Here is a 15,612-nt window from a genome sequence, read left to right as displayed (position 1 = left end):
CCCCGGGCCGGTCCTGTGGGATCAATCCGCATGATTCACTCGACGCCGTGGGCCTTCGGATGCTGCGCAGCCCCGCGTCCGTCACCTCGACCGATGTGCCGCGCCCGCGTGATCGTGGCTGATCCGAATCGTGCCACGGCGTCGTCGACTGCGCCCTCGACTCGTCGCCAGTCGGCGTCGTCGTCCCAGAGCCCGAGTGCGGCGCCGCCCTCCGGCTGCAGCTTCTCGGCTCGCACGCCCAGGAGGCGGATCGGGTCGCGCCTCTCGATCTGCTCGAACATCGCTTGAGCGGCCTCACCGATCCGCTGACCGACCGCTGTCGGCTCGGCGAGCGTCTGCGAACGACTCAGGGTGCGGAAGTCGTCGAACCGCACCTTGATCGCCACGGTCGACGTCTCCCAGTGAGCCCTCCGAAGTCGTGCGGCGACGCGATCGGCGAGCCGCAACAGCTCGGCCCGGAGGAACGGGCGATCGAGGATGTCGTGATCGAAGGTCTCTTCATGGCCGATGCTCTTCTCCACGCGTTCTGTCTCGACCGCGCGCGGGTCCTCGCCGAGCGCCAACTGCGTCAGTCGGGCGCTCAACGCCGAGCCGACGGCACGATCCAACACGGAACGAGGCGCTTCGTGGATATCGCCGATCGTGCGGATGCCGCGCGCTTCGAGCGCCTCGGCCGCCTTCGGGCCGACCCCCCACATCGCTCGGACGGATCGAGGGGCCAGGAATCGCAAGGTCTGTGCGGCGGGAACCACGAGCATGCCATTCGGTTTGGCCGCGGTGGACGCCATCTTCGCGACGTGCTTGGTCGCGGCCACGCCGACGCTGCACGTGATGCCGACTTCGGACTCGACGCGTTCGCGCACGAGTTGTGCGATGCGAGCAGGACTCCCCCAGAGCCGCCGAACACCCTGCACGTCGAGGAACGCCTCGTCGACGGAGAGCGGCTCGACGAGCGGCGTGAACGACTCGAAGATCGCCATCACCTGCCGCGAGACGTCTTGGTACCGGTCGAAGCGGGGCATGACGATGCGGGCGGTCGGGCACAAACGCATCGCCTGTGAGACCGGCATCGCTGCCCGCACACCATAGCGACGGGCTTCGTATGACGCACTGGAGACGACGGATCGGCCGTCCGGTGCGCCGATGATCAGCGGCAGCCCTCGCAGCGTCGGATCGTCGAGCACCGCGACCGCCGCATAGAACGCGTCCATGTCGACGTGCAGGATACGGGTGCCAGTATCGTCGGCTCCCGCCGCCGACACCGTCCGCCCTCTGCCGTCACCGTGTCCCATGCGACCATTCTCCCCCGGACCACCGACAGCGGCCCGAGGGAGAACGAACGGCTACTGCGCCGCGCGCTCCAGGATCAGCTCGCGGACGCGGGCAGCATCCGCCTGACCCTTCATGGCCTTCATCACGGCGCCGATGACCGCGCCGGCGGCCTGAACCTTGCCGTCCTTGATCTTCGCGAGCACATCGGGCTGCGCCGCGAATGCCTCATCGATCGCGGCGATCAGCGCGCCGTCATCCGAGACGACGGCGAGACCGCGTGCGGCGACGACCTCCTGAGGTGTGCCCTCGCCGGCGATGACCCCTTCGAGGACGAGACGTGCGAGCTTGTCGGTGAGCGTTCCCTCATCCACCAGCTTCTGGAGTGCAGCGACATTCGCGGGGCTCACGAGGGCCGCGGCGTCCTTCTCCTGTGCGTTGGCGAGGCGCGCGATCTCACCCGTCCACCACTTACGGGCAGCAGCCGGAGCGGCGCCCGCGGCGATCGTGGCCTCGACCTCATCGAGGATGCCGCCGTTGCGGACGTCCTGGAACTCGAGATCCGTGAAGCCCCATTCGGTCATCAGACGACGACGGCGTGCCACGGGCTGCTCGGGAAGCGCGGCGCGAAGCTCTTCGATCAGCTCCGGTGCGGGCTCGACAGGAAGCAGGTCGGGCTCCGGGAAGTACCGGTAGTCATCGGCATCCGACTTCGGACGCCCGGGCGAGGTCGTGCCGGTGTCCTCGTGCCAGTGACGGGTCTCCTGGGTGATCGTCCCACCGTCGGCGAGGATCTGCGCCTGACGCTGGATCTCGTAGCGGACCGCGCGCTCGACGGAGCGCATCGAGTTGACGTTCTTCGTCTCCGTACGGGTGCCGAGCTTCTCCTCGCCCCGCCGACGCAGCGAGACGTTGGCGTCGCAGCGCAGGTTGCCGCGCTCCAGACGCGCCTCGGAGATCCCCAGGCCGCGCACGATGTCGCGGATCGCGGCCACGTACGCCTTCGCGACCTCGGGGGCGCGGTGCTCCGTGCCGAAGATGATCTTCGTGACGATCTCGACGAGGGGAACACCGGCTCGGTTGTAGTCCACCAGTGAGTACTCGGCGCCCTGGATGCGCCCGGTGGCTCCACCCATGTGGGTGAGCTTGCCGGCGTCTTCTTCCATGTGCGCCCGCTCGATGGGGATCGTCACGATGGTCCCGTCTTCGAGCTCGACCTCGACCGATCCCTCGTACGCGATCGGCTCGTCGAACTGGGAGATCTGGTAGTTCTTGCCGAGGTCGGGGTAGAAGTAGTTCTTGCGAGCGAACCGGCTGGACTCGGCGATCGAGCAGCCGAGCGCGAGACCGAGGCTGATCGACGACCGGATGGCCGTCTCGTTCACCACGGGCAGCGAGCCCGGAAGACCGAGGTCGACCGGGGCGATGAGGGTGTTCGGCTCTGCCGCGTGGAATGCCTCGTTGGCAGGGTTCGGTGCGTCCGAGAACATCTTGGTGTTCGTGTTGAGCTCGACGTGCACCTCGAACCCGAGAACGGGCTCGAAGATTTCCAGCGCCTTGTCGAAGTCCATGAGTTTGGCGGCGGCCATCAGCGGTTCCCTCCTGCGAGCTGCGGGGCACGGGTGAGGAGCGGAGCACCCCAGGAATCGAGGAGCAAGGCCTCGAGAGCGGCACCCACGCGATAGAGACGAGCGTCTTCCCGGGCGGGAGCGATGAACTGGATGCCGACCGGAAGTCCGTCTTCCTCTGCCAGGCCGCTCGGGATCGAGATACCGGGAACACCGGCGAGGTTCACCGGAATCGTCGTGATGTCGTTCAGGTACATCTGCAGCGGCTCGTCGATCTGCTCGCCGAGCTTGAAGGCCGTGGTCGGAGCCGAGGGCGTCGCGATCACGTCGACGTCGGCGAAGGCCGACGCGAAGTCCTGCTGGATGAGCGTGCGGACCTTCTGCGCGCTGCCGTAGTAGGCGTCGTAGTATCCGGCCGACAGAGCGTACGTACCGAGGATGATGCGGCGCTTGACCTCGTCGCCGAACCCGGCGTCACGCGTTGCCGACATCACGTCTTCGACCGTCGGGTGGCCGTCCGGCGTCACACGCAGACCGAACCGCACCGAGTCGAACTTCGCGAGGTTGCTCGACGCTTCCGCGGGAAGGATCAGGTAGTACGCGGCGACGCCGTATTCGAAGTGCGGAGCACCGATCTCGACGATCTCGGCCCCCTGCGCCTCCATGAGTGCGAGAGCGCTGCGGAACGACGCAGCGACACCCGGCTGGAAGCCGCTGTCCGGAAGCTCGCGGATGACTCCGACCTTCAGGCCCTTCAGCACATCGCCGCGCGCACCCTCTCGGGCCGCCTCAGCGAACGACGGCCACGCGTCGCGCAGCGAGGTCGAATCCTTGGGGTCGTGCCCGCCGATCGCATCGTGCAGCAGTCCCGAGTCGAGCACCGTGCGGGAGACCGGGCCGACCTGGTCGAGGCTGGAGGCGAGGGCGATGGCACCGTATCGGCTGACGCCACCGTACGTGGGCTTGACGCCCACGGTTCCGGTGACGTGCGCGGGCTGACGGATGGAGCCGCCCGTGTCCGAACCGAGGGCGAGGGGCGCCTCGAACGCTGCGACGGCAGCAGCCGATCCTCCGCCCGAGCCGCCGGGGATGCGATCGAGGTCCCACGGGTTGTGCGTCGGACCGTACGCCGAGTGCTCCGTCGAGGAGCCCATCGCGAACTCGTCCATGTTGGTCTTGCCGAGCGGGATCAGCCCGGCGGCGCGCGAGCGGGCGACCACGGTCGCGTCGTACGGCGAACGGTAGCCCTCGAGGATGCGCGAGCCGCTGGTCGTCGGCTGGTCGGTCGTGACGAGCACGTCCTTGATCGCCAGCGGGACCCCGGCGAGCGGGCCGAGAGAATCTCCCGCAGCGCGACGCGCGTCGATCGCCGCAGCGGCCTCGATCGCGCCCTCGTTGACGTGGAGGAACGCGTGCACGTCACCGTCGACAGCGGCGATGCGATCGAGGTGGGCCTGGGTGGCTTCGACGCTCGACACCTCGCCCGATGCGAGCTTGTCTGCGAGGTCGGCGGCATTCAGACGGATGATGTCGCTCACTGTTCTTCTCCCAGGATCGCGGTGACGCGGAACCGACCGTCGACGGCATCCGGGGCGTTCTGCAGCACCTGCTCGTGCGTGAGCGTCTGCCCGACGACGTCGGGTCGGAAGACATTGCTCAGTGGAATCGGGTGGCTGGTCGCAGCGACATCATCGGTCGCGACCTCCGATACCTTCGCGATGTTGTCGACGATGGCGTCGAGCTGGCCCGTGAGCAGCGTCACCTCGTCGTCGTTCAGCTGGATGCGCGCAAGCACGCCGAGATGGCGCACAAGATCAGGGGTGATTTCAGACACGCTCCCAGTCTAGTTGGCGGGCTCGCACGCACCGACCTCGGAGCGCGACCGGCTCGCCCGTATGCTGGGCGGGTGAGCACGTTCCTGCCTCCTCGTCCGTGGGTCGCCAGCTACGCCGAAGGCGTCCCCGAAGACCTCTCCCCCGTATCCGGTTCGCTGATCGACATCGTCGCCGCGTCGGCCCGGGACTATCCGGATGCTCCGGCGCTGCAGTTCTTCGGACGCGAGACCACCTACTCGGCGCTGCAGGACGCGATCGATCGGACTGCGGCCGCGCTGCACGACCTGGGCATCCGCGCCGGGGATCCCGTCGCGATCGTCCTGCCGAACTGCCCCCAGCACATCGTCGCCTTCTATGCGGTCCTCCGCCTCGGCGCCGTCGTCGTCGAGCACAACCCGCTCTACACACCGCGAGAGCTGCGCAAGCAGTTCGAAGACCACGGAGCCACGCACGCGATCGTCTGGAACAAGGTCGTCTCGACCGTGCAGGAGTTCCCGGCCGACCTCGCCGTCTCGACTCTGATCTCGGTCGACGTCACGACCGCCATGCCGTTCCTCACGCGCGTGGCTCTTCGCCTTCCCGTGGCGAAGGCCAAAGAGTCGCGTGCAGCCCTCACCGAGCGCGTGCGCGGCACCGTCACCTGGGAGTCGCTGCAGTCTCACGCGCCGATCCCCGCCACGCACCCGAAGCCGTCGACCGACGATCTCGCGATCATCCAGTACACCTCCGGCACGACGGGAACGCCCAAGGGTGCGTCCCTCACCCATCGCAATCTGCTCTCGAACGCCGCGCAGGCTCAGGCCTGGGTCCCGTCCATCCAGCGTGGAAAGGGATGCGTGGTCTACGCCGTGCTCCCGATGTTCCACGCCTACGGACTCACTCTGTGCCTCACCTTCGCGATGTCCATGGGCGCACGTCTGGTCCTCTTCCCCAAGTTCGACCCCGACCTCGTGCTCGACGCGATGAAGAAGCATCCGGCGACGTTCCTCCCGCTCGTCCCGCCGATCGCCGACCGCCTACTGGCGGCCGCGAACCAGAAGGGCATCTCCCTCGACGGCATCGAGGTCGCGATCTCCGGGGCCATGGCGCTGCCACACGAACTCGTCGTCCCCTTCGAAGCAGCCACTCACGGTTTCCTGGTCGAGGGATACGGGCTGAGCGAATGCTCCCCCGTCCTCATGGCGAATCCCGTCGCAGACAACCGCGTGCCCGGCACGGTCGGCCTTCCCCTGCCCGGTACCGAGTGCCGCGTGGTCGACCCGGAGAACCCCACGGACGACGTGCCCGACGGATCTGCCGGCGAACTGCTCGTCCGCGGCCCGCAGGTCTTCTCCGGCTACTACGGCAAACCGGAAGAGACCGACGCGGTGTTCGTCGACGGCTGGTTCCGCACCGGAGACATCGTGACGATCGACGATGCCGGGTTCATCCGGATCGTCGATCGCATCAAGGAACTCATCATCACCGGTGGCTTCAACGTCGCACCGACCGAGGTCGAGAACGCGCTGCGCCAGCATCCTCAGGTCGCCGACGCCGCCGTCGTCGGCCTCGCGAATCCGCACTCGGGAGAAGAAGTCGTCGCGGCGATCGTCGTCGACGGCGGCGCCGAGGTCGACGTCGAGGCGATCCGCGAGTTCGTGCGCGGCATCCTCACCCCCTACAAGGTTCCTCGCCGACTCTTCGTGGTCGACGAACTCCCGAAGTCGCTCATCGGAAAGGTGCTGCGACGGCAGGTGAAAGACAGACTCGTCGCCCTCACCAGCGGCTCCTGAGGACGCCCTCACAGGCGCGGGACACCCTCGGGGCGCTACCCTTGGGAAGTGACCCCTGAAGATGCAGTGCTGACCGACGCCCCCGACGAATCTCCCGCGACCCCCGGATTCGAGGAGCTCGGCATCACCGGGCCCGTCCTCAAGGCCATCCGCGACCTCGGCTACGAGACCCCCTCGCCCATCCAGGCGGCGACCATTCCGACCCTCCTCTCCGGCCGCGATGTCGTCGGTATGGCGCAGACCGGAACGGGAAAGACGGCGGCGTTCGCCCTTCCCGTGCTCGAGCGCCTCGATGTCGCCCAGAAGACCCCGCAGGCTCTGGTTCTCGCGCCGACCCGCGAGCTCGCACTCCAGGTGTGCGAGGCATTCGAGTCGTACGCGTCGAAGATGAAGGGCGTGCACGTGCTGCCCGTCTACGGCGGCCAGGGATACGGCGTGCAGCTCTCGGCGCTGCGCCGCGGCGTCCACGTCATCGTGGGTACGCCCGGCCGCATCATGGACCACCTCGCCAAGGGAACCCTCGACCTCTCCCAGCTGCAGTACCTCGTTCTCGACGAGGCCGACGAGATGCTGAAGATGGGCTTCGCGGAAGACGTCGAGCAGATTCTCGCGCAGACGCCCGAGGAGAAGCAGGTCGCGCTGTTCTCGGCGACCATGCCGCCGCAGATCCGTCGCCTCGCGCAGAAGTACCTGCGCGACCCGGAAGAGATCAGCATCAAGTCCAAGACGGCCACCGGCACGAACATCACGCAGCGCTACCTCGTCGTGTCGTACGCGCAGAAGGTCGACGCGCTCACCCGCATCCTCGAGGTCGAGAACTTCGACGGGATGATCGTGTTCGTCCGCACGAAGAACGAGACCGAGACCCTGGCCGAGAAGCTCCGTGCACGGGGATACTCGGCCGCCGCGATCAACGGCGACGTGCCGCAGGTGCAGCGCGAACGCAGCGTCAACCAGCTCAAGGGCGGCAAGCTCGACATCCTGGTCGCCACCGACGTCGCCGCGCGCGGCCTCGACGTCGAACGCATCAGCCACGTCATCAACTTCGACATCCCGACCGACACCGAGTCGTACGTGCACCGTATCGGTCGTACCGGTCGCGCGGGTCGCACCGGCGATGCCATCAGCTTCATCACCCCGCGCGAGCGCTACCTGCTCAAGAGCATCGAGAAGGCGACGCGGCAGGAGCCGACGCAGATGCAGCTGCCGACCACTGACGACGTCAACTCGACGCGCCTCGCGCGCTTCGACGACGCGATCACGGCCGCGCTGGGCGACGCCAGTCGCATCGAGACCTTCCGCGACGTCATCGATCACTACGTGAGAAACCACGACGTGCCCGAGACCGATGTCGCTGCCGCACTGGCGATCGTCGCCCAGGGCGACACTCCCCTGCTGCTCAACCCGGCCGACGATCCGCTCGCCAAGGCCGTCGCCGCAGACAACCGCCCGCCGCGCGAGCGTTCGACGCGAGAAGCGCGCGAACCCCGCACCGAGCGCCGCGGACGCGGCGACTACGCCCCGTACCGCATCGAGGTCGGTCGCCGTCACCGCGTCGAACCGCGTCAGATCGTCGGTGCCCTCGCCAACGAGGGTGGCCTCGGTCGCGATGACTTCGGCGTGATCAACATCCGCCCGGACTTCTCGATCGTCGAACTTCCGGCGAACCTCGACGCCTCCGTGCTCGAGAAGCTCCGCGGAACGCGCATCTCCGGGCAGCTGATCGAGATCAAGCCGGACCGCGGTCCGGCCGGTGCCCGACGCAGTGGCCCCCGCGACGCGGGCAGCCGCGACGACCGGGCGCCCCGCGGAGACCGCGAAGAGAAGCCCTTCCGCAAGCCTCGCCACAAGGGCTGATCCGCCGCTGGGCCGCTAAGCGGCCCGACGCGCGAGCTTTGCCGCGAGTCCGACCAGCGCATCCGGCTGCACAAGCAGGAGGCGCTGGTCGGGGTGGGTGAGCAGCTGATCGAGAAGGCGCTGCGCACCGACGACGGTGCGATCCCAGTAACCACCGACGTGGTGACGGTCGAGGGCGAGTCTTCGGGGCTCTCCGTCGACGACGACATCGACCGACCCCTCGTCGGGGTCGAGGCCGAGGTCGTCCTGAATCGCCGCCGAGAGGATGCCGAGGCCGATCGTGCCGACGAGACCGGGATAGCGGAATCGGGTCGTGGGCACGTCGAGGTGCAACATCGAGAGCTGTTCCCAGGCGAACTGCTCACGAAGGTCTCGGCCGTTGCGATGGTTCACGCCGGCGGGGGTGAGACGCAGGTGCTCGCGCCCCGGGTCACCGATGACGAGCGCATCCGCCGCGGCGAGCAGCGGTCCGTATCGCCTCATGCCTCGCCAGCCGGTGCGTCGAGCGCGGCGGGACCCTTCGTCACCAGAACATGGAACTGCGCGGCATCGAGGATGCGGATTCCGAGTTCCTCCGCTTTACCCAGCTTGGATCCGGCCCCCGGGCCCGCGGCGACGAAGTCCGTCTTCTTCGAGACGCTCGACCCCGCCTTGCCGCCGGCCTGGATGATGGCCTCCTGTGCGCCATCACGGGTATAGCCGTCGAGCGAACCCGTCGCGACGATCGTGAGACCGTCGAGCACCCCGCCGGCTGCCGCAGCGGCACCCGGCCCCGGGTGCCCCGGCGTCGTCCACTGCACCCCTGCAGCCGCCCACTGCTGCACGATCTCGTCGTGCCAGTCGATGGCGAACCAGTCGATCAGCGAGTCGGCGATGATGCCGCCCACACCCTCGACCGCTGCGAGCTCTTCTCGGGACGCTGCACGGATCGCATCCAGCGAACCGAACCACTGCGCGAGTGCACGGGCCGCCACCGGGCCGACGTGGCGGACGTTCAGCGAGACGAGAAGGCGCCAGAGTTCCTTCGTCTTGGCCTTCTCGAGCTCGGCGAGGAGGGTGAGCGCCTGCGACGAGGGCTGCGGGCCATCGAGACCGGACTTCTTCTCGGACGCGGTGGGATTGCGCCGGAACGGCGCCCGCGTCTTGACGAGTCCGTCCTCGTCCTGCTTCGGAAGGCCGGTCTCGGCATCTCTGACGAACAGCTCGATGGGAACGAGCTGCTCGAGCGTGAGAGCGAACAGACCCGCCTCGGTCTCGAGCGGCGGTACGGCCGGGAACGTGGGCTGAGTGAGAGCCGCGGCCGTCACCTCGCCGAGAGCCTCGACGTCGAGCGCTCCACGAGATCCGATGTGCTCGACGCGACCGCGCACCTGGGCAGGGCACGAACGCGCGTTCGGGCAGCGCAGATCGATGTCGCCTTCCTTCATCGGTCGTAGAGGCGTGCCGCACTCGGGGCATTCGACGGGCATCACGAATTCACGCTCGGTGCCGTCGCGACGTTCGACCACCGGGCCGAGCACCTCGGGGATCACGTCGCCCGCCTTGCGCAGCACCACCGTGTCGCCGATCAGAACGCCTTTGGCCTTGACCACGTCTTTGTTGTGCAGCGTGGCCTGACGCACGACGGAGCCTGCGACCTGCGCCGGGGCCATGACGGCGAAGGGCGTGGCTCTGCCGGTGCGACCGACCGACACCACGATGTCGAGCAGGGTGGTCTGAACCTCTTCCGGAGGGTACTTGTACGCGATCGCCCATCGCGGAGCGCGGCTCGTCGCGCCCAGTTCGTCATGCAGTGCGAGCTCGTCGACCTTGACGACGATCCCGTCGAGCTCGTGCTCGATGTCGTGACGGTGCTCTCCGAAGTACTCCACGAACGCGGCGACCGCGTCGATCCCCTGGCAGACCTTCGTGTGCGGGCTCGTGGGCAGTCCCCAGGTCGTGAGCAGGTCGTACACCTGGCTCTGCGCGGCGACCGGCGGGTTCGGCCATGCCCCGATCCCGTGCACGTACAGCGCGAGCGACTCGATGCGCAGCAGACCCGCTTCGAGTTCCAGGCCGTCCTTCTTGTCGATCTGCTGTCGCAGGCCTCCGCTGGCAGCATTTCGAGGATTGGCGAACGACGGGAAACGGCGCGCCGCGGCCGTTCGCGCCTTCTCCTCGTCGAACGGCTTCTTCGCACCACCGCGGGACTCCCACCGCGTCAGGGCGTCGGCGTACGCGCGGTCCCGGAATTCGGCCTGCGCCGCGTTGAGACGCTCGAAGGCTGCGACGGGAATGAAGACCTCTCCGCGCACCTCCACGATCGAAGGGTGGCCCGTACCGTCGAGCCGCTCGGGGATCTCGGGAAGAAGCAGCGCATTCTCCGTCACGATCTCACCGACGCGCCCGTCACCGCGTGTGGCGGCCGACGTGAGCACGCCGTTCTCATAGCGAAGATTGATCGCGAGACCGTCGATCTTGAGCTCGGTGAGCCAGGCCACGTCACGGCCGGCGGCGGAGCGGGTCTTCGCCGCCCATTCGCGGAGCTCGTCGACCGAGAAGACGTTGTCGAGGCTCAGCATCCGCTCGGCGTGCTCGATCGTCGCCAGCCCCGTCGCTTCTGCCGCACCGACCATCTGGGTCGGCGAATCCTGGCCCTGGAGCTCGGGGTGCAGCCGCTCGATCTCTTCCAGCCGATGCATCCACCCGTCGTAGGTGAAGTCGTCGACGAGCGAGGTGTCGCGACCGTAGTACGCATCCTTCGCCTCGAGGATGCGCGTGGTCAGTTCCTCTGCCTCGATGCGGGCGGCTTCCAACGACATGATCTCCGACACCCCGCCAGTCTACGAGCGGGCACCGACATCGCTGCAGGGCCGGGCCGTCAGGCGTCGACGGGGACTGCGGAACGCGTGCGGTCGATCGTGAACTGACCCAGTACGCGGGTGTCGATGTAGAGCACCGCCGTCTGCCCGGGAGCCACGCCGTCGAGAGAGTCGTCGGGGACGACGCGCACACCCTCCGATGTCACGAACGCCGTCGCCTCGACCGGCTCGGAATGCGCGCGGATCTGCACGTGGCAGCGGAACTCGGCGTCGACGGGTGCCGCCCCCGCCCAGCTGAAACGCTCTCCGGAGATCTCTCCGATGGCGAGTGCTTCCTTCGGTCCGACGACGACGGTGTTCGAGACGGGACGGATCTCGAGGACGAACCGCGGCTTGCCATCGGCGGCGGGAACTCCGAGCTTCAGGCCGCGCCGCTGACCGACCGTGTACCCGTGCGCCCCCTCGTGCGAGCCGACGACGGCACCGGTGCGGTCGACGATCTCGCCGGTCGCCGTCCCGACCTTCTCCGCAAGCCAGCCGCGGGTGTCGCCGTCGGGGATGAAGCAGATGTCGTGGCTGTCGGGCTTCTGCGCCACGCTGAGGCCGCGGGCCTCCGCCTCGGCGCGCACGAGAGCCTTCGACGGAGTCGACCCCAGCGGGAAATAGGTATGGGCGAGCTGCTGCGCCGTCAGGACGCCGAGCACATAGGACTGATCCTTCGCGTTGTCCGACGCGCGGTGCAGTTCGAGTCCGCCGTCGCCATCGACGAGCGTGGCGTAGTGGCCGGTGCAGACCGCGTCGAAGCCGAGTTCGATGGCGCGCTCGAGGAGCGCTGCGAACTTGATCTTCTCGTTGCACCGCATGCACGGGTTCGGGGTGCGCCCGGCCTGGTACTCGGAGATGAAGTCGTCGATGACATCGTCGCGGAAACGCTCCGAGAAGTCCCAGACGTAGAACGGGATGCCGAGTCGGTCCGCCGCGCGTCGAGCATCCATCGCGTCCTCGATCGTGCAGCACCCCCGGCTTCCGGTTCGGAGGGTGCCGCCGGCGCGAGACAGGGCGAGATGCACCCCGACGACCTCATGGCCGGCCTCGACCGCGCGCGCAGCCGCGACGGCAGAGTCGACCCCGCCACTCATCGCTGCAAGTATCCGCATGGGTCCAGTCTACGAGCGACCAGCTGTACCGGACCCGGATGCGCGCAGGTAGGCGTCACCGATCGCGTCGAGGACTGCCGACACGTCGTTCTCGGTGGAGGTGCGCCCGAGGCTGAAACGGAGCACGCTGCGCGCATCCTGTTCGCTGCGCCCCATCGCCATCACCACGTGCGATGCCTCCGCGACGCCCGCCTGGCACGCCGAACCGGTGGATGCGGCGACCCCCGCCGAGTCGAGAAGGAAGAGGAGGCTCTCCCCCACGGCACCCGGGAAGAGCACGTGAGCGTTCCCGGGCAGGCGATCGATCGGATCTCCGAGCAGTTCGGCAGCCGGAACCCGTTCCCTGATCCCCGCGAGGAGTCGATCGCGCAGTGCGGCGAGCCGGATGGACTCCCCGGCGCGTTCGCCCTCGGCGAGTTCCAGCGCGAGGGCGAGAGCGGTGGCCCCCGCGACGTCTTGGGTTCCCGCGCGCAGTCCACGCTGCTGAGCACCGCCGCGAAGAAGCGCCGACATCTTCGCCGTGCGCGCCACGACCAGGGCACCCACACCGACCGGTGCACCGATCTTGTGGCCGGCCACGCTCAGGGCGACGAGTCCGCTCCCTGCCGGGGCATCACCGCGAAGCCGACGGTACGACAACGGCAGATGCCCCAGCGCGGCGACCGCGTCGAGGTGCAGCGGAACTCCGGCCGATGCCGCGGCCTCGGCGAGAGCCGCCGCATCGTTCACGGTGCCCGCCTCGTTGTTCGCGACGAGCGCCGTGGCCAGTGCCGCACCGGGAAGCTGTGCGGCGAACGTTCCGGGCGCGATCCGCGCCGTATCGCTCACCCCCACGGTCCGTACGAGCGCTCCGTCGTCGACGAGCGCCGCGACCGTGTCCATGGTCGCGTGATGCTCTGCATCGGGGAGCACGATCGCATCCGTGCCGGCGGTGCGCGATCGCCAGAGCCCCTGGAGTGCGAGGTTGATCGACTCCGTTCCCCCCGAGGTGAACACGACCTCGATCGGGTCGGAGTCCATCGCGGCGGCGACCCGCTCGCGCGACTCCTCCAGCAGGCGGCGTGCGTTCTGACCGGCTCCGTGGGTCGACGAGGCATTACCGATCGTCTCGGACGCGATCAGCCATGCCTCGCGCACCTCCGGGCGCAGGGGCGTCGTGGCGGCATGATCGAGATAGTGCATTGCTCCATGCTCCACCATCCGGCGCCCTCCGGGCACACGGAACTGGGTGCGACGTGGTCTGACACCCGGGCGCAGCCCCCTAGTGTGTATTCATGCCCGAGTCCCGTGACTTCGCCGCGCCCGGCGGCCCCGCCCTCGACAACCTCGGCGTGCGCCTCCATGATGGCGTCGGCACTCTGCGGATATGGTCCCAGAACGCGTCCTCGGTCGAGCTGGTCGTGTTCGACGCCACCGACCTCGACTGGGTCACCGATCAGGCGTCGCTCGAGCGACTCCCCGGGGGCATCTGGGAGGTCACCACACCTCTGCTGCAGCCGGGTACTCGATACGCGGTGCGTGTCGGCGGGCCCCATGGCCCCGGCAACACCTTCAACCCGCAGACCCTCCTCCTCGATCCGTACGCGCGTGGTTTGGCGCAGGGAGACGGATACGAGGAGTGGCGTTCCGTCGTGATCGTCGACGGCTTCGACTGGGGCCACTCACGCAAGCCGCGCATCCCTCTCGACCGTACGGTCATCTATGAAGGACATCTCAAGGGCCTCACCAAGCGTCACCCCGATGTTCCGCCCGCCCTGCACGGCACGTACGCCGGTCTCGCGCACCCGGCGATGATCGACCACTTCCACTCGCTCGGCATCACGTCGATCGAACTCCTGCCCGTTCACGCCTTCGTTCCCGAACCGCGCCTTCTCGAGCGAGGGCTGACGAACTACTGGGGCTACAACACGCTCAACTTCTTCACGCCGCACACGGCGTACGCCACCGAAGATGCGCGTAAGGGGGGCCCCGAGGCGGTGCTCGCCGAATTCAAGGGCATGGTCCGCCTGCTGCACGAAGCGGGTCTCGAAGTGATCCTCGATGTGGTCTACAACCACACCTCGGAGGAGGGCATCGGCGGTCCGCGTTCGAGTTTCCGCGGCATCGACAACGCCAGCTACTACCGACAGGATGCCGGCGGCGCCTACGTGGACACGACCGGATGCGGCAACACGGTGGACACCTCGACGGATGCTGGTGCACGACTCGTGCTCGATTCCCTCCGCTACTGGGCCGAGGAGATGCAGATCGACGGGTTCCGTTTCGACCTCGCCACCGCGATAGCCCGCGACGCCTCTCACGAGTACACGCCGGAGCATCCTCTTCTCACCGCGATCGCGAAGGATCCGATCCTCCAGGACTCGAAGCTCATCGCCGAGCCGTGGGATGTCGGCCTTGGAGGTTGGCAGACCGGCAACTTCCCGTCGGGCTGGCACGAGTGGAACGACCGCTATCGGGATCGAGTCCGCAATTTCTGGTTGAGCGACATCGACTACGCCCGCCGCGCCTCGGCGCCCGTCGGCATCGGCGGATTCGCGACACGTCTCGCAGGCTCGTCGAACACCTTCGACGAAGCACGCGGCCCCCTCGCGAGCGTCAACTTCGTCACCGCTCACGACGGCTTCACGCTGCACGATCTCGTCTCGTACGACGTGAAGCACAACGAGGCGAACGGTGAGCAGAACCGCGACGGTGCAGACACCAACCGCGCCTTCAACCACGGTGTGGAGGGTCCGACCGACGACGCCACGATCATCGCGGCCCGACGCAAGGCCATGCGCAACCTGCTCGGCACGCTCCTGCTGTCCGCCGGCATACCGATGCTCACGGCCGGCGACGAAGTCGGCCGCAGCCAGCGCGGCAACAACAACGCGTACGCTCAGGACTCGGCGCTGACCTGGCTCGGGTGGGATTACGAGCCATGGCAGCTCGACCTCCAGGCCCACGTCCGGCGGCTGATCGCGCTGCGGTCGCAGAACCCGGCACTCCGCCCGAGCCGCTATGCGCGCCTCGGCGAGCACATCCCCAATGCGTCGGTCATGGACTGGTACGACCAGAACGGCGAGACCATGGAGAGCGAGCAATGGACGGACGCGGGCAATCGCACGCTCCAGTACGTCGCCGCCTCCACCCCGGAGAAAGAGGCAGCCAACCGCATCCTCCTGATCGTGCACGGCACGGAATCTCCGATCGACGTGCGTCTGCCCGACGAGATCGAGGGTGCGACGCGCTTCGTCTCGCTCTGGTCCAGCGCAGACGAGCAGCCGTCCGAGCAGGAGGACGTCTTCGCCCCCGGAGACGTGCTCCCGATCCCGGGCACATCGATGCGACTGTTCCGCGTCGAATGAGGACGG

General features: G+C 68.0%; 11 protein-coding genes. 3 read left to right on the top strand and 8 right to left on the bottom strand.

From position 1 onward, the window contains the following. Positions 1-35: 35 nt before the first annotated feature. Genes dinB through gatC form a run of 4 tightly spaced genes read right to left on the bottom strand, consistent with a single transcriptional unit; the run spans position 36 to position 4,671 of the window. A complete protein-coding gene (dinB, locus tag ACIOSY_RS10240; RefSeq protein ID WP_400852813.1) occupies positions 36-1,292 on the bottom strand; it encodes a DNA polymerase IV in 1,257 nt (418 codons plus the stop codon). Positions 1,293-1,343: 51 nt separating this feature from the next. Further along, positions 1,344-2,858: an Asp-tRNA(Asn)/Glu-tRNA(Gln) amidotransferase subunit GatB gene (gene gatB, locus ACIOSY_RS10235; protein ID WP_400852811.1), complete on the bottom strand. Its 1,515-nt coding sequence runs from the start codon at positions 2,856-2,858 to the stop codon at positions 1,344-1,346. Next, entirely contained in the window at positions 2,858-4,375 is a 1,518-nt protein-coding gene (gene gatA / locus ACIOSY_RS10230) for an Asp-tRNA(Asn)/Glu-tRNA(Gln) amidotransferase subunit GatA (protein WP_400852809.1), read from the bottom strand. Before gatA ends, gatB begins: the two co-directional genes overlap by 1 nt. Next, entirely contained in the window at positions 4,372-4,671 is a 300-nt protein-coding gene (gene gatC / locus ACIOSY_RS10225; protein ID WP_400852807.1) for an Asp-tRNA(Asn)/Glu-tRNA(Gln) amidotransferase subunit GatC, read from the bottom strand. Before gatC ends, gatA begins: the two co-directional genes overlap by 4 nt. Before the next feature lie 72 nt (positions 4,672-4,743). On the opposite strand from gatC, the gene ACIOSY_RS10220 reads away from it, so the two are divergent. Then, positions 4,744-6,444 (top strand): long-chain-fatty-acid--CoA ligase, encoded by a 1,701-nt coding sequence (locus tag ACIOSY_RS10220; RefSeq protein WP_400852805.1) that lies wholly within the window; start codon positions 4,744-4,746, stop codon positions 6,442-6,444. A gap of 48 nt (positions 6,445-6,492) precedes the next feature. Beyond that, on the top strand, positions 6,493-8,301 hold the full coding sequence (locus tag ACIOSY_RS10215; protein WP_400852803.1) for a DEAD/DEAH box helicase: 1,809 nt from the start codon (positions 6,493-6,495) through the stop codon (positions 8,299-8,301). Positions 8,302-8,316: 15 nt separating this feature from the next. Here the strand turns inward: ACIOSY_RS10215 and ACIOSY_RS10210 are convergent, their stop codons facing one another. Genes ACIOSY_RS10210 through ACIOSY_RS10195 form a run of 4 tightly spaced genes read right to left on the bottom strand, consistent with a single transcriptional unit; the run spans position 8,317 to position 13,441 of the window. Next, positions 8,317-8,784 (bottom strand): hypothetical protein, encoded by a 468-nt coding sequence (locus ACIOSY_RS10210; protein ID WP_400852801.1) that lies wholly within the window; start codon positions 8,782-8,784, stop codon positions 8,317-8,319. Next, complete coding sequence (gene ligA, locus ACIOSY_RS10205; protein WP_400853814.1) at positions 8,781-11,102, bottom strand: NAD-dependent DNA ligase LigA; 2,322 nt, start codon at positions 11,100-11,102, stop codon at positions 8,781-8,783. The genes ACIOSY_RS10210 and ligA overlap by 4 nt, the downstream gene beginning before the upstream one ends. Before the next feature lie 59 nt (positions 11,103-11,161). Beyond that, positions 11,162-12,259, bottom strand: coding sequence for a tRNA 2-thiouridine(34) synthase MnmA (gene mnmA, locus ACIOSY_RS10200; RefSeq protein WP_400852799.1), 1,098 nt, complete (start codon positions 12,257-12,259; stop codon positions 11,162-11,164). A 9-nt stretch (positions 12,260-12,268) separates the two neighbouring features. Then, positions 12,269-13,441: a cysteine desulfurase family protein gene (locus ACIOSY_RS10195; protein ID WP_400852797.1), complete on the bottom strand. Its 1,173-nt coding sequence runs from the start codon at positions 13,439-13,441 to the stop codon at positions 12,269-12,271. A 92-nt stretch (positions 13,442-13,533) separates the two neighbouring features. Here ACIOSY_RS10195 and glgX point away from each other — a divergent pair, with 92 nt between their 5' ends. Continuing rightward, on the top strand, positions 13,534-15,606 hold the full coding sequence (glgX, locus tag ACIOSY_RS10190; protein WP_400852795.1) for a glycogen debranching protein GlgX: 2,073 nt from the start codon (positions 13,534-13,536) through the stop codon (positions 15,604-15,606). Positions 15,607-15,612 lie beyond the last annotated feature (6 nt).

This window comes from Microbacterium sp. NPDC087665 (genome assembly GCF_044743285.1).
Taxonomy (GTDB): Bacteria; Actinomycetota; Actinomycetes; order Actinomycetales; family Microbacteriaceae; genus Microbacterium.
Note: the sequence above shows the minus strand (reverse complement) of the source record. Positions and strands in the feature narration are given on the sequence as shown.

Excerpts from the sequence above, each read along its gene's own strand:
- dinB (WP_400852813.1), bottom strand. The coding sequence starts at position 1,292 with ATGGGACACGGTGACGGCAGAGGGCGGACGGTGTCGGCGGCGGGAGCC.
- gatB (WP_400852811.1), bottom strand. The coding sequence starts at position 2,858 with ATGGCCGCCGCCAAACTCATGGACTTCGACAAGGCGCTGGAAATCTTC.
- ACIOSY_RS10210 (WP_400852801.1), bottom strand. The coding sequence starts at position 8,784 with ATGAGGCGATACGGACCGCTGCTCGCCGCGGCGGATGCGCTCGTCATC.
- ligA (WP_400853814.1), bottom strand. The coding sequence starts at position 11,102 with ATGTCGTTGGAAGCCGCCCGCATCGAGGCAGAGGAACTGACCACGCGC.
- mnmA (WP_400852799.1), bottom strand. The coding sequence starts at position 12,259 with ATGCGGATACTTGCAGCGATGAGTGGCGGGGTCGACTCTGCCGTCGCG.
- ACIOSY_RS10195 (WP_400852797.1), bottom strand. The coding sequence starts at position 13,441 with ATGCACTATCTCGATCATGCCGCCACGACGCCCCTGCGCCCGGAGGTG.
- glgX (WP_400852795.1), top strand. The coding sequence starts at position 13,534 with ATGCCCGAGTCCCGTGACTTCGCCGCGCCCGGCGGCCCCGCCCTCGAC.